We start from the raw sequence: 12,782 nt of genomic DNA, 5'->3' as shown, positions 1-12,782 counted from the left end.
CTCGCGACTGCCCCTTTCGAGCCACCTGCAAGCAGTCGCCAGCGGCGCCGTCGAGACTCGCGACTTCGTCGCATGCGCTTCGACGACTCGGACGCGAGACGGCCGCGAACGTCGCTTGTAAGACTCGCTCCGTGGTGGTCGGTGAGGGTGGGGCGTTCGACACCTGACGCTCGCGCGTGTGGTGTGCGCTTCGATGACTCGGACGCGAGACGGCGGCGAACGTCGCTCGTTAGACTCGCTCTGTGGTGGGTGACTCGGGCGGTAACGTTGCACCGCAAATCGATTCGCTGTGCTGATGCGGATTTATCGATCTGCGGCGCATGCCAGCTGCCCGCGTCCGGTGGTGGACGCGGGCGGCGAAATCCCCATCGAACACGTGTGTTGTGAGCGGGGTGACGAAGACGGCGAAGCAACTGTCTGAGAGGCTGGAGACGTGAATCCGTCTACAGCACAGGCGCACGTGGTCGTTGACGAGCTTGCGCGCGGGGGTGTGCGGGATGTCGTTCTCTGTCCAGGGTCGAGAAACGCGCCCCTGGCATTCGCACTGCAAGAGGCCGATACGGTGGGCCGACTGCGCCTGCATATGCGCATCGACGAGCGCACCGCGGGCTTCCTGGCCATCGGACTCGCCATTGCCAGTGGACAGCCGGTACCGGTGGTGATGACCTCGGGGACCGCCGTCGCGAATCTCGGCCCCGCGGTGCTGGAGGCGAACTACGCTCGGATGCCGCTGGTGGTACTGAGCGCCAACCGGCCCTACGAGATGCTCGGTTCCGGCGCCAATCAGACTGTCGAACAGTTCGGGCTGTTTGGTAGCCAGGTCCGGGCTTCGATCAGCCTCGGACTCGCCGAGGAGGAGTCGGGTACCGATGACAACCTGCCCTACGGACACCAGAACAGCCAGTGGCGTTCGGCCGTCTGCCGGGTACTCGCCGCGGCCCGTGGTACTCGTTCCGGCAATGCCGGGCCGGTGCATTTCGATATTCCGCTGCGCGAGCCGCTGGTGCCGGATCACACGCCGGATGAGTGGGCGCCCCAGGGCCGTCCCGGTGGCGAGGCGTGGACGAGCACCCAGTACGCGACGCTCGATGTGCCGCTCGACCTCGACCTGACGCCCGATACGGTCGTCATCTCCGGCCACGGCGCCGGATTGCGGCCGGAATTGGCCACGCTGCCGACGGTGGCCGAACCCACGGCGCCCATGCACGGTCCGCACCTGCATCCACTGGCCTTGCCGCTGCTGAAGCCGCGGCAGGCGATCATTACCGGGCGGCCGACGCTGCATCGTCAGGTCGCGAAGGTGCTGGCCGATCCAGCCGTCACCGTCTACGCGCTCACCACCGGTCCACGTTGGCCCGATGTCTCCGGCAATGTGGTCGGTACCGGAACCAGGGCGGTGACCACGGGGGCGCCGAGTGCGGAGTGGCTCGCGTACTGTCGCGAACTCGATACGAAGGCCGATCAGGTCGTCCGCGCGGAACTGGCCAACCATCCGAAGCCGACGGGGCTGCATGTCGCCGCGGTGGTGATGGACGCGCTGCGCGAGGGCGATCAGCTGCTGCTCGGCGCATCCAATCCGGTGCGCGACGCGGCCCTGGTCTCGCATCCGCGGCCCGGTGTCCGGGTGCTGTCCAATCGCGGTGTGGCCGGTATCGACGGCACCGTTTCCACAGCCGTCGGCGCGGCACTGCACCACACCGGCCGCACCATCGCGCTGATCGGTGACCTCACCTTCCTGCACGACGCCTCCGGCCTGCTCATCGGCCGCGGTGAACCCCGCCCCGCCGATCTGACCATCGTGGTGGCCAATGACGACGGCGGCGGCATCTTCGAACTCCTGGAACAGGGTGATCCGCAGTACGCCGGTGTTTTCGAGCGGGTCTTCGGTACGCCGCACGGGATGGATCTGGCCGCGCTGTGTGCCGCCTATCGGATTCCGCACAAGCAGGTCGATACCGTGCAGTTGGCGGCCGAGTTGGCCGGACATGCGCACGGGTTGCGGGTGCTGGAGGTGGCGACCGAGCGCTCCAGTCTGCGCGAGTTGCACGCGAGGGTGCGGGCCAGGATCGCTCCGTGAGCGAGCGTCAGCGAGTGAACCATAGGCACAGCTGAGCATCGCTCGGTCGAGGCGCAGGCGTGAGCTGAGATCGGCTCTGCGCGCCCCCTTTCGGTCGCTGCGGCGGAATCGCCCAGATCGCACGACTCGGACGCCGCTGGCCGGCGCCGGCTCCCGGCCAGCGGGTGATCGCCGCTGCCGTGCTTTCAGGTGCTTGCGAGCCCTTGCCGCGGCCGAGGCGGATCAGTACCCAGGCTCGGCATCGCGATCGTCATCGAGCGGCACCGGGATCGACTGTTCCACGATATCGGCCGGATTGGCGCGGAAGGCGTCTCGATCGACTGTCTCCGCGAGATCGCGATCGGCGGTGTCATCGGGGTACGCCGGATCCGGATAGGCGGCGACGGACTGTTCGACGAAGTCGCCTTCCGGGACCTCGTCCAGAGTGCGGGACGTGCTGGGTTCAGTCATCGTTCACTCCTCTCCGCGCAGGCTTTCCGGCTGGCATCCGGTGCTCCATCGAGTGAATACCCGTTGTTGTGGAATCACACAGCACAGGCGGACAACAGTCCAACACTGACGAGAATGCTCCTAGTCGGGCCGCGCGGCAACCCACCTGCTACTCGCCATCGATCGGACCCGAACCATTCGCCGGAATTCGACCAGCGCCACTGTGCGCCCCGCCATGAACCGCGCCGACCGCACCGCGACACCCGTTCGTGTCATTTCGGCCTGGCTCGATCCGGCGGCCTGGGACGGCGAGACCGAAGCGGGTGGCGTGCGCGTCCCGGCGGTCGTCATGGCCTCCGTCGCCTTGGACGAAATCGTTGTCCGCACTTAGGATCTCGCCCGCGCTACCAATCAGCAACCGACCGTCGACCCCGCCCACCTGACCATCCTGCTCGAATTCCTCAGGGACACCGCCCGAAGGCGGCCGGGGTATCTTCGGATACCGATGCGGAGCAGGCGCGCCGATTGGTCGATATCAGCATGGAAGCGGGCGTCACCATGTTCGATACGGCCGATGTCTATTCCGATGGCGCCTCCGAGGACGGCGCGGCGGGGTGTGCTCGACCTTCCTCGCCGACGCCACCGAATCCGCGGTACCGATATTTCTGCAGCGCGCACCGCATTTCCGACGGGAAATCGCGTAGCACATCGACGGCCTGCCGGTCCCACAGGTAGTTGTCGAGTTCATTGCGATTATCGCGGCGCAGCAGTTTCGCGAGCCGGTTGTCGGGATTGCGTTCGGCGATGAAGGTGAGCAGATCATGGCTGATCTTGGTGATGTCGTAGCGGGTCCGCAGCCGCCCTTGGTGCACAGCCGGCCCGCATTCGCCGGATGTAGTGTGTCACCGCGCACCTTGGTGATGACCGGCGCGCCGTCGGCACCCGCGCTGGTCTCGACGACGATGCCGCAGCCGACGCCGCAGTATGAGCACGCCGTTCTTACGGCGCTCGCGCGATGGGTGCCAGCATCGGTCATGCCACCGATCATGCGCACCGCCGATTGCGGCCGATTTATTCGACGTTATCGACAGATGACAATTGACCGCACCGCGGCCAAATCTCCCGGTGAGGTTTCCCGTGCGCCACGAAAATATGCCGATTTCCAGGTGCTCAGCCCGATTCGGCGCCTCAGCCCAATTTGTAAGCGCGGTGCAGTGCGACGATGCCGCCGGTCAGGTTGCGCCATTTCACCGACGACCAGCCCGCGTCGGCGATCCGCAGCGCCAACTGCCGCTGATTCGGCCAGGCCCGGATGGATTCCGCCAGGTAGACGTAGGCATCCGGATTACTGCTTACCGCCACCGCGACCTTCGGCAGCGCCTTCATCAGGTACTCCAGATAGATGGTGCCGAAGATCGGCACAATCGGCGTGGAGAACTCGCAGACCACCATTCGCCCGCCCGGCTTGGTGACTCGCAGCATTTCGCGCAGTGCGGCATCGGTTTCGGAGATATTGCGCAGGCCGTAGGAGATGGTCACCGCGTCGAACGAATCGTCGGCGAAGGGCAGTGCGGTCGCATCGGCGGCCACCTTCGGCACATTGCGGGATTTGCCCGCGGCGAGCATGCCCTGGGAGAAGTCGGCCGCCAGGCACCAGGCACCGGATTTCGCCAGGTCCAGCGTCGAAATCCCGGTGCCCGCGGCGAGGTCGAGCACCCGCTCACCCGGCCGCGGCGCCACAGCCTTGCGCACCGCCCAGCGCCAATATCGGTCTTGTCCCAAGGAGATGACGGTGTTGGTCAGGTCGTACCGCTTCGCGACCCCGTCGAACATCGACGCGACCTCGTGCGGCTGCTTGTCCAGCGAAGCCCGAACCGGTTCCCGCTGCTCTGTTTTCGCCACGCCCCGAACCTACCGCGTGCAACATATGCCGGGCGAGGCTCCCGCGCCGGACTGGCCCAGACGATCCGCCCCACCATCGAGCGTGTCTGAATTCTCCGTGGTCATACCGTGTCACCTGGCCGGAAGAGGCTTTCGCCAGGTCGCGAAACTCACACGCGACAGCGGATCACGCGGTGTGCGGCAACTGGGTCCGAATCCCCGTGACGTCGGCGTAGTGGCCGAGCAATTCGGTGCAGATGGCGGGCCAGGTCCGGTGCAGCACGGACTTGCGGGCGGCCGCGGCGAAACGTGCCCGCAAGACCGGATCACAAAGCGCCGCAACCGCACTGGGCAGCAGCTCGGCGAAGCGATCCACCGGCAGTAGATAACCGTTACGGCAGTGCGCGATCAGATCGCGCGGTCCGCCGGCATCCGGCCCGATCACCGGGACCCCGGCGGCCAGCGCCTCCTGCACACCCTGACAGAACGTCTCATGCTCGCCCGCGTGCACCATTACATCCAGACTCGCGTACGCCTGCGCCAGTTCGGCACCGCCGAGCTCACCGGTGAAGATCGCGGTCGGCATCATCCGCGCCAACCGGGCCCGGATCGGCCCATCCCCGACGATCACCAGCTGGATCGCCGGATCATTCGCCAGCACCGCGAGCCGCTCCACATGCTTCTCCGGGGCCAGCCGCCCGACAAACCCCACCAGCAGTTTGTCCTGCCCGCGCAACCAGGAGGCCCGTAGCTGCGGCTGCTTCGCCGACGGCGTGAACCGGCCGATATCGACTCCGCGACCCCAGCGGTGCACCCGCGCAATGCCGTGCCGTGCCAGATCCTCGGCAGCCGCGCGCGACGGTGCCAGCGTCCGTGTCGCGCCCTCGTGAATCCGTCGCGTCCAAGCCCAGGCCGCCCGACTGGCCAAACCGAGCCCATAGCTCTTCGCGAATCCGGCCACATCGGTCTGATAGATCGCGACCGTTGGCAGATCCAACCGCATCGCCGCGCCGAGACCACCCGCGCCGAGCAGGAAAGGTGAGGCCAGATGCACCACATCGGCATCGAATTCGTCGATCGCGGCGGTGATTCCGGGCTGCGGCAGGCCCACCGGCAGTGAGCTGACCTTCGGCACCATGATCGCTGGTACCCGATGCACTGGGAACCGGCGATAGGACCGCGCGGCGGCGGGCAGCCCGTGCGGTGTATCCGGCGCGATCACCAGCGCCTCGTGCCCGTGCTGGTCCAGGTGGTCCAACACCCGGAGGACGGAATTGACGACGCCGTTCATATTCGGCAGGAACGACTCCGAAACGATGGCTACTCGCACCATCCCAGGTTGGCCCGCGCAACGCGCCACGCCGTCACGTCGAAATGACCGATACGCAAAGATCCGGCGAACTGTCGGGGCTGCTCGACTCAGGCGGAGCCGGCCGCCGCGCGGGGTTCGTCCACGGGTCCCGGCGTGCGGCGCTGGGCCCGCAGCAGCAGCCACATCGTGGGCAGCGCGACCGCCCACACCACCAGAATCACCGACAGCGCGGGCTGAATCGCGACCCGCACATCCCGCCCGGCCACCCGGACCAGATCCGGATCCTTGCGGCTGTACTCCACATTGATCCGCTCACCCGCGGTGAGGTTGGTCGGATACAGCACTCCGACCTTCGGATTATGTGTCTTCCCGTCTGGTGTGACATAGATGACCGCCGAGCGCATCCGCCCGGCCGAAAGCACCTCGGCGGAGGTCACACCCTTGTCGGAGCTGATCACATAGTCGTTGCGCCAGGCGGCGAGCACCAGCAGCACGACGAGGGCGTTGAGGAAGACGGCCGCCGTCAGTACCCCGATCCTGGCCCGCCGCAGGCGGTTCGAACGCCTTTCAGACTGGCTGGTTTCCGACACCACAACAGGCTACTTGCCACCTCCGATACCGTGTGCGCGCATGTCCCGAAAATTCAGCTTCACCGTGCCCTACACCGTCCCGGTCGAAGATCTTCACCGGGCACTCACCAACGATGACGTCTGGCTGTCCCGGTTCGCGGGTGCGGAGACCGCCGAGCTCGACCTTTCGCATCCGCAGGGCGCGGACACCATCCGCATCCATATGACCGAAAAGGCAAGCGATGACAAGGTTCCCGGCATCGTGAGCAAGGTACTCGAGAGCGAATTGGTGCTCTCGCGCACCGATAATTGGCAGGCATTGGACGGCGAGATCGCCAAGGGCACATTCGAGGGTGCCACCTGCGGCATCAGCAGCGAAATGTCGGGCACCTATGAGCTGCGTCCGACTGTCGAGGGTTCGGAGATCGAGGTCGCCGGCACCATACAGGTCAAAGTTCCGCTGGTCGGCGGTGCGATCGAACCGCTCGCCGAGCAGCTGCACCAGCGGGTGCTCAAGAGCGAGCGCAAACATATCGAGGAGTGGGTCGCCGCACAGGCGCGCGCCTGAGGTGTCCCCAACGCCCCGGCGAAAGCCGGGGCGTATCGGCTCGTCGACTACCCGGCGAAATCCTCCGGAGTGAATTCCTTCGGCTCCACCAGCACCAGCCAGTTGCCGGAGTTGTCCCGGATGATCGCCTCGGTGCCATAGGGGCGTTCGGCGGGTGGCTGAATGAACTCCACGCCCTTGGCGGTCAATTCCTCGAAAGTCTTCTGGCAGTTGTCGGTTTTCAGGCCGAGCGCGCCGTTGGTGCCATTGGCCAGGGCCCGGCGGATGGCGTCGGCGAGATTCTCATCCAGCGGCGGTCCCGGAATCATCAGGGTGACTTCGAGTTCGGGGTGATCGGGATGTGCGATGCTGACCCAGCGGAATCCGTTGTCGCCCATCATCACATCGCTGCGCTCCACGAACCCCAGCTTTTCTGTGTACCACTGCTTGGCCGCGTCCTGGTCGGTGACGTGCACGGTGACCAGCGAGACATTCGTAATAGTCATGCCCAAAGGCTAGGAAACGTGTCGACCTGGACGCTTCTCCGAAATTGCTGAGCTGTGCGAACCGCTGAGCCGAGCGACTCAACTACGCGGCTTGCGATCCGAGAGCCCGTGCATGAACACATAACAGCCCGGGATGCGCGGCGCGCCATCGGCGAATTTGGCCTGATACTCCGATGGCGTCACCCCGACCAACTGCCGGAACTTACTGCTGAACGACCCGAGACTGCTGTACCCGACCAGCATGCAGACCTCGGTCACGGTGAGATTGGTCGCCCGCAGATAATCCTGTGCCCGCTCGATCCGCCGCTCGGCCAGGTAAGCCGCGGGCGTCACGCCGTATACGGCCGCGAATGCGCGCAAGAAGTGATACTTCGAAACCCCTGCGGCAGCGGATAATTCGTCCAGATTCAACGGCTCGGCATAGTTTCGGTCCGCGAGATCGCGGGCTCGCCGCAGATGCGGAAGCAGATCGAGCGCGGGCAATCCGGTCATCTCAGGTGAAGGGTGCGAGTTCGTCGAAGCGATAGGACGCCCGGCCCGCGGCCCGCCAGGCCCTGGCCGTCAGATCCAGATCCTCGTCGGTGACCAGATTGCCCATTACCCGAACCGCGGTGCGCTGCAGATACTTCGACCGCATCACCGGCGGCCCGCCCATCGGCACTGTCCGCGGGTGGGTCGCCAGTCCGGCGATTCGCCGCGCCACCGAGAACGTCCGCCCGTAGCGGGCACGCAAGAGCTCCGGCCACACCGTCGTGAGATCCGGTTCGTCCAGCAGCCCGGCGAGCATGTGCCCGCCTTCCAGTCCGTAATCGATGCCCTCGCCGTTGAGCGGATTCACACAGCCCGCGGCGTCGCCGATCAGCACCCAATTGCGCCCCGCGATATTCGATACCGCCCCACCCATCGGCAGCAGCGCGGAGGCGACCGCCCGCGGCGAACCCTCGAACTGCCACTCGTCCCGGCGCAACGAGGTGTAGTGCTCGAGCAGCGGTTTCAGTGCGATATGTGACGGCCGCCGCTCGGTGGCCAGCGAGCCGACACCGATATTCACCTCGCCATTGCCCAGCGGGAACACCCAGCCGTAGCCGGGCACCAACTCGCCGTCGGCATTGCGCAGCTCCAGATGCGAAGTGATCCACTGGTCGTCGCTGCGCGCGGATTTGATGTAGGCGCGGGCCGCGGTGCCATAGGCGTAGCGCCGATGCCAGGTGCGTCCGAGCAGTTTGCCGATCGGGGAACGGACACCGTCGGCGACGACGAGTGTCTTGCATCCGATCGAACGGGTGCCGTTTGCCGTCTGCACCGTCACACCGGTGACGCGATCATCCTCGCGGATGATATCGATCACTTTCGTGCCATCCAGCATCCGGGCCCCGGACGTCACCGCTGTCTCACGCAGCTTGTCGTCGAGTTCGGCCCGGGGAACGGCACTTCCATACCTTGGGAACGAACCGCCCGGCCACGGCAGCATGGCCTCTCGACCGAAACCCGTCAGCCGCAGGCCGCGGTTCACGGTGTGCGCGCGCAGCCAATCGCCGAGCCCGAGGTGCTCCAACTCGGCGGTCGCGCGCGGGGTGAGTCCATCGCCGCAGGTCTTGTCGCGTGGGAAGACGGCGGAATCGATGAGTAGGACATCGCGACCGGCCCGCGCGGCCCAAGCGGCGGAGGCCGAACCGGCCGGCCCGGCGCCGACCACGAGTACTTCGGTCTGTGTGGGAATCGCGCGCTGCGTCTCCCCGTCCCCGCCCGCGGGGGTGACATCCGGTGAACCCATGCGCTCAATACTTGCAGGAGCATTCGGTTCGTGTCGATGGAGCCTGCCCGCGTCGCAGACCATGCGATCGATGCCGTCGAAAAACGATATGCGACAGTGTCTGATACACCGCATAGTGACGTTGTTCATGGGCCGCGCGGCGGGGACAGGCTAGGTTCTCTACCGTGGGGTCGGACGCACCGCTGGGAGAAGAGATGAGTACATCGGCTGTGAGTGAGGAAAGCACGGTGGTGGCCGGAGTCGATCTCGGTGACACCGAGCTCGCGGAGACCGTGCGCAATGGCCTGATCGATGTCGAAAAACTCCTGATCGATGAGCTGTCCGATGGCGAGCTGTTCCTACAGGAGGCGGCGCTACATCTGGCCAAGGCCGGGGGTAAGCGATTCCGCCCGCTGTTCACCATCCTCACCGGCCAGCTCGGTCCGCGCCCCACCGATCCGGCGCTGATCACCGCGGGCACCGTGATCGAGCTGGTGCACCTGGCGACCCTCTACCACGACGACGTCATGGACGAGGCCCCCATGCGCCGCGGCGCCCCGAGCGTGAATTCGCGCTGGGGCAACAGCATTGCCATCCTCGCCGGCGACTATCTGTTCGCGCACGCGTCCCGACTCACCTCGACCCTGGGTCCCGACGCGGTGCGGATCATCGCCGAAACCTTCGCCGAACTGGTCACCGGTCAGATGCGGGAAACCATGGGTGCGCGCGAATCCCAGGATCCGGTCGAGCATTACCTGCGCGTGGTCTGGGAAAAGACCGGCTCGCTGATCGCCGCCGCCGGACGTTTCGGCGGCTCTTTCTCCGGCGCCGATGCCGAACATGTCGAGCGGCTGGCCCGGCTCGGCGATGCGGTCGGTACCGCCTTCCAGATCTCCGACGACATCATCGACATCTCCTCGGCGGCCGAACAGTCCGGCAAAACGCCGGGCACCGACCTGCGCGAGGGCGTGCACACCCTGCCGGTGTTGTACGCGCTGCGCGATGAGGGCGCCGAGGGCGACCGCCTGCGTAAACTGCTCGCCTACCCGCTGCAGACCGACGACGAGGTAGCGGAGGCGCTGTCGCTGCTCGCCCACTCCCGCGGCATGGTGCTGGCCAAGGAGAAGTTGCAGGGCTACGCGGATATCGCGCACGCGGAACTGTCCGCGCTGCCGTCGGGCCCGGCCAACGATGCCCTGGAGCGCCTGGTCCGCTACACCATCGAACGCGTCGGCTAGGCAGCACCGAGCTGGCAAGCTCACATTTCGATCAGGAACCTTCGCGCAGACCTTGGCGTTGACCAGGTGTAATGCATTCGGTGAGATCGTGGCAACGCGACAGCTGATTTCGTGAGCACATGGGTAACTCGCCGGGTGCACCCAAGGCCTGAGTAGGCACTCGACGCAGGACCTGTGATCAAGTCTCGCGGCACTGACTTGTCTGGCCTGAATACGCGGAGAGGCGGATATGCACGGTTATGCGAATGGGCTGAAGACGTTCGGGCTCATGGTCGGCCTCTCGGCCTTGATCGTGTTCGCCGGGGCGATGTTCCGCAGCCCGATGATTCTCTTCCTGGCGATCCTGCTGGCAATCGGCATGAATGCCTACGCCTATTTCTACAGCGACAAGATCGCGCTCAAAGCCATGCACGCGCAACCGGTCAGCGAGTTGGAGGCCCCGGTCATCTACCGCATCGTGCGCGAGCTCGCGACTGCCGCGCGTCAGCCGATGCCGCGGCTCTATATCAGCCCGACCAATGCCCCCAATGCCTTCGCGACCGGGCGCAATCCGCGCCATGCCGCGGTCTGTTGCACCAGCGGCATCCTGCAGATCCTCGACGAGCGCGAACTGCGCGCCGTACTCGGCCATGAGCTATCGCATGTCTACAACCGCGACATTCTGATCTCTTCGATCGCCGGCGCACTGGCCGCGGTCATCTCCGGACTGGCCAACCTGGCTTTTTTCGCCTCGATGTTCGGCGGTAACCGCAATGGTGAGGGCCCCAATATCCTCGGCGTGATCCTGGTGACGCTGCTCGGCCCGATCGCCGCGACCCTGGTCAAATTGGCCGTCTCCCGATCCCGCGAATATCAAGCCGACCAGTCCGGCGCCGAACTGACCGGCGACCCGCTCGCCTTGGCCTCGGCGCTGCGCAAGCTGGAGCGCGGGGTACAGGCCGCCCCACTGCCCCCGGAGCCGCAGCTGACGGCCCAGTCGCATCTGATGATCGCCAACCCGTTCCGGGCCGGTGAGCGTGCGGCGCGCTTGTTCTCCACCCACCCCCCGATGGCCGATCGCATCGCCCGTCTCGAGGAGATGGCGGGCGGGCACCGCAACTACTGATCGGAGACCGGACGCTCGTCACCGATCCCACCGGCGTTCAATCGTGCTCGGCCGCGAGTTCCCGCTCGTAGGCCCGTAGCGTCTCCACGAACATCTGCCGCTGCGCGGCACTCAACGGCTCGAGCACCTTCCGCCATGCCCGCGCACTGCCACCGAGCCAGGCGTTGACCGACTTCTCGTGCGCCGCCGCGATCGCGACAATCGTGCGACGGCGGTCCGTCTCGTCCGAGCGCCGCTCCAGCACGCCTTGACGGCTCAGATCACCCACCATCAGGCTGACGGTCGTCGGCGCCACCTCCAGCCGCGCGGCCAGCTCGTTCACCGTCATCGGTCCTTCGAACACCAGATTCGCGAGCAGTGACAGATGTCGCGGCGCAAGCGAAAACGATTGCAGCTCGTCGGGAACGCGCATTTTCTTGGCTCGCCCCACCACTCGCGGCATGAGCAGCAGCAAACTCCGAATGCCCGCATCCACCCCGATGCCACGCGCAGCCGTTGACATCTCCCTGCACCTCCCAATAGCCTTTGCTCACAAAGTATTTTTGCTTGCAAAGCAAAAACTGATCTCTCTAGCGAGGCTAGTACCAGCGGTCGCCGGTCCGCCCGGCGATCCGGAAGGACGCAGGACATGACGGATGCACACCCGACTTCGGCGGCAGATTTCAATGCGGCGATCATCGAGGAGTTCCGTGCGCCGCCGCGCGCCGCTGCCATCGGCGACCATCTGCGGACCGTGCACGCGCAATTGCGTCGCGATCTCGCGACGGTTCGCGCGCAACTCGACCAGTTCGGGGAGGGCGGTGAAATCCCAAGCCTGCCAATGGATCTGCGTAGTCACTGTGTCGCGTTCTGTGGCGCGCTGCATGAGCATCACAGCAATGAGGACGGCGTATTCCCGGCGTTGGCCCGCCAGCATCCGGAATTGGCTCCGGTGGTCGAGCGGCTCCAACGTGAGCACGGCGTGGTCGCCGCTGCCCTCGCTGATCTGCAGCAAATGTTGAGCACTCCCGAACCGGTCCGTTTACGAACCGAATTCGATCGTCTCGCCAAGGAATTGGAAACCCATTTCAGCTACGAGGAGGACGAACTCGTGGCCACCTTGAATGCGACCGACCCGGCAACGCTTCGACAGCGGTGAATCCCAGGAGAAATGAGAAACCCCCGTCGATCATGATCGACGGGGGCTTTCGGTGGCAGGTGTAGGATTCGAACCTACGTAGGCTTTCACCGACAGATTTACAGTCTGCTCCCATTGGCCGCTCGGGCAACCTGCCGTCGCGCTTCTCGGCGCGCAGAGCAGCTTACAACGAACCCGCACCCAGAATGCAAACCGGCTGGCCATGGCCATGCGACAGGACTACGGTC

Annotated in this window: 14 protein-coding genes, 1 tRNA gene and 2 pseudogenes; 7 read left to right on the top strand and 10 right to left on the bottom strand. The window is 65.7% G+C overall.

From position 1 onward, the window contains the following. Positions 1 to 433: 433 nt before the first annotated feature. The gene (gene menD, locus AB0L63_RS03635) at positions 434 to 2,077 is read left to right on the top strand and encodes a 2-succinyl-5-enolpyruvyl-6-hydroxy-3-cyclohexene-1-carboxylic-acid synthase (RefSeq protein WP_364493867.1); all 1,644 of its coding nucleotides are present in this window, start codon (positions 434 to 436) and stop codon (positions 2,075 to 2,077) included. A 222-nt stretch (positions 2,078 to 2,299) separates the two neighbouring features. On the opposite strand, the gene AB0L63_RS03630 is transcribed toward menD, so the two are convergent. Further along, complete coding sequence (locus AB0L63_RS03630) at positions 2,300 to 2,527, bottom strand: hypothetical protein (protein WP_364493864.1); 228 nt, start codon at positions 2,525 to 2,527, stop codon at positions 2,300 to 2,302. Between the two features lie 214 nt (positions 2,528 to 2,741). Here AB0L63_RS03630 and AB0L63_RS03625 point away from each other — a divergent pair, with 214 nt between their 5' ends. After that, positions 2,742 to 2,897: a hypothetical protein gene (locus tag AB0L63_RS03625; protein WP_364494053.1), complete on the top strand. Its 156-nt coding sequence runs from the start codon at positions 2,742 to 2,744 to the stop codon at positions 2,895 to 2,897. A gap of 107 nt (positions 2,898 to 3,004) precedes the next feature. Continuing rightward, a pseudogene (locus AB0L63_RS03620) lies at positions 3,005 to 3,118 on the top strand (aldo/keto reductase); the annotation flags it as partial. A 77-nt stretch (positions 3,119 to 3,195) separates the two neighbouring features. Here AB0L63_RS03620 and AB0L63_RS03615 read toward each other — a convergent pair. The 4 genes and pseudogenes from AB0L63_RS03615 to AB0L63_RS03600 all read right to left on the bottom strand — a co-directional run. Beyond that, a pseudogene (locus AB0L63_RS03615) lies at positions 3,196 to 3,567 on the bottom strand (hypothetical protein); the annotation flags it as partial. 127 nt (positions 3,568 to 3,694) lie between these two features. After that, the gene (locus AB0L63_RS03610; RefSeq protein WP_364493861.1) at positions 3,695 to 4,408 is read right to left on the bottom strand and encodes a demethylmenaquinone methyltransferase; all 714 of its coding nucleotides are present in this window, start codon (positions 4,406 to 4,408) and stop codon (positions 3,695 to 3,697) included. A 166-nt stretch (positions 4,409 to 4,574) separates the two neighbouring features. After that, complete coding sequence (locus tag AB0L63_RS03605; RefSeq protein WP_364493858.1) at positions 4,575 to 5,717, bottom strand: glycosyltransferase family 1 protein; 1,143 nt, start codon at positions 5,715 to 5,717, stop codon at positions 4,575 to 4,577. A gap of 89 nt (positions 5,718 to 5,806) precedes the next feature. Next, a complete protein-coding gene (locus AB0L63_RS03600; protein WP_364493855.1) occupies positions 5,807 to 6,289 on the bottom strand; it encodes a DUF3592 domain-containing protein in 483 nt (160 codons plus the stop codon). 40 nt (positions 6,290 to 6,329) lie between these two features. Here AB0L63_RS03600 and AB0L63_RS03595 point away from each other — a divergent pair, with 40 nt between their 5' ends. Further along, positions 6,330 to 6,836, top strand: coding sequence for a DUF2505 domain-containing protein (locus AB0L63_RS03595; RefSeq protein ID WP_364493852.1), 507 nt, complete (start codon positions 6,330 to 6,332; stop codon positions 6,834 to 6,836). A 47-nt stretch (positions 6,837 to 6,883) separates the two neighbouring features. Here the strand turns inward: AB0L63_RS03595 and AB0L63_RS03590 are convergent, their stop codons facing one another. From AB0L63_RS03590 to AB0L63_RS03580, 3 genes are all read right to left on the bottom strand, one after another. Then, the gene (locus AB0L63_RS03590) at positions 6,884 to 7,321 is read right to left on the bottom strand and encodes a VOC family protein (protein ID WP_364493849.1); all 438 of its coding nucleotides are present in this window, start codon (positions 7,319 to 7,321) and stop codon (positions 6,884 to 6,886) included. Between the two features lie 78 nt (positions 7,322 to 7,399). Beyond that, positions 7,400 to 7,813 (bottom strand): AraC family transcriptional regulator, encoded by a 414-nt coding sequence (locus AB0L63_RS03585; protein WP_364493847.1) that lies wholly within the window; start codon positions 7,811 to 7,813, stop codon positions 7,400 to 7,402. A gap of 1 nt (position 7,814) precedes the next feature. After that, the gene (locus AB0L63_RS03580) at positions 7,815 to 9,095 is read right to left on the bottom strand and encodes a geranylgeranyl reductase family protein (RefSeq protein WP_364493844.1); all 1,281 of its coding nucleotides are present in this window, start codon (positions 9,093 to 9,095) and stop codon (positions 7,815 to 7,817) included. A gap of 194 nt (positions 9,096 to 9,289) precedes the next feature. Here AB0L63_RS03580 and AB0L63_RS03575 point away from each other — a divergent pair, with 194 nt between their 5' ends. Both AB0L63_RS03575 and htpX read left to right on the top strand, forming a co-directional pair. After that, positions 9,290 to 10,312 (top strand): polyprenyl synthetase family protein, encoded by a 1,023-nt coding sequence (locus AB0L63_RS03575; protein WP_364493842.1) that lies wholly within the window; start codon positions 9,290 to 9,292, stop codon positions 10,310 to 10,312. A gap of 229 nt (positions 10,313 to 10,541) precedes the next feature. Next, positions 10,542 to 11,417, top strand: a complete 876-nt coding sequence (htpX, locus tag AB0L63_RS03570) for a zinc metalloprotease HtpX (protein ID WP_364493839.1) — start codon at positions 10,542 to 10,544, stop codon at positions 11,415 to 11,417. 37 nt (positions 11,418 to 11,454) lie between these two features. Here the strand turns inward: htpX and AB0L63_RS03565 are convergent, their stop codons facing one another. After that, complete coding sequence (locus tag AB0L63_RS03565) at positions 11,455 to 11,919, bottom strand: helix-turn-helix domain-containing protein (RefSeq protein WP_364493836.1); 465 nt, start codon at positions 11,917 to 11,919, stop codon at positions 11,455 to 11,457. A 126-nt stretch (positions 11,920 to 12,045) separates the two neighbouring features. Between AB0L63_RS03565 and AB0L63_RS03560 the strand changes: the two genes are divergently transcribed. Further along, entirely contained in the window at positions 12,046 to 12,555 is a 510-nt protein-coding gene (locus tag AB0L63_RS03560) for a hemerythrin domain-containing protein (protein WP_364493833.1), read from the top strand. Between the two features lie 53 nt (positions 12,556 to 12,608). Here AB0L63_RS03560 and AB0L63_RS03555 read toward each other — a convergent pair. Further along, positions 12,609 to 12,691: transfer RNA gene (locus AB0L63_RS03555), tRNA-Tyr, on the bottom strand. Positions 12,692 to 12,782 lie beyond the last annotated feature (91 nt).

This window comes from Nocardia sp. NPDC051990 (assembly GCF_040680755.1).
Lineage (GTDB): Bacteria > Actinomycetota > Actinomycetes > Mycobacteriales > Mycobacteriaceae > Nocardia.
The sequence above is the reverse complement of the archived record's forward strand: the minus strand, read 5'-3'. Positions and strand labels throughout refer to the sequence as shown.

What these genes read in the sequence shown, in the direction of transcription:
- AB0L63_RS03630 (WP_364493864.1), bottom strand. Translation starts at nt 2,527, where the DNA reads ATGACTGAACCCAGCACGTCCCGCACTCTGGACGAGGTCCCGGAAGGC.
- AB0L63_RS03625 (WP_364494053.1), top strand. Translation starts at nt 2,742, where the DNA reads ATGAACCGCGCCGACCGCACCGCGACACCCGTTCGTGTCATTTCGGCC.
- AB0L63_RS03595 (WP_364493852.1), top strand. Translation starts at nt 6,330, where the DNA reads ATGTCCCGAAAATTCAGCTTCACCGTGCCCTACACCGTCCCGGTCGAA.
- AB0L63_RS03590 (WP_364493849.1), bottom strand. Translation starts at nt 7,321, where the DNA reads ATGACTATTACGAATGTCTCGCTGGTCACCGTGCACGTCACCGACCAG.
- AB0L63_RS03585 (WP_364493847.1), bottom strand. Translation starts at nt 7,813, where the DNA reads ATGACCGGATTGCCCGCGCTCGATCTGCTTCCGCATCTGCGGCGAGCC.
- AB0L63_RS03580 (WP_364493844.1), bottom strand. Translation starts at nt 9,095, where the DNA reads ATGGGTTCACCGGATGTCACCCCCGCGGGCGGGGACGGGGAGACGCAG.
- AB0L63_RS03575 (WP_364493842.1), top strand. Translation starts at nt 9,290, where the DNA reads ATGAGTACATCGGCTGTGAGTGAGGAAAGCACGGTGGTGGCCGGAGTC.
- htpX (WP_364493839.1), top strand. Translation starts at nt 10,542, where the DNA reads ATGCACGGTTATGCGAATGGGCTGAAGACGTTCGGGCTCATGGTCGGC.
- AB0L63_RS03565 (WP_364493836.1), bottom strand. Translation starts at nt 11,919, where the DNA reads ATGTCAACGGCTGCGCGTGGCATCGGGGTGGATGCGGGCATTCGGAGT.
- AB0L63_RS03560 (WP_364493833.1), top strand. Translation starts at nt 12,046, where the DNA reads ATGACGGATGCACACCCGACTTCGGCGGCAGATTTCAATGCGGCGATC.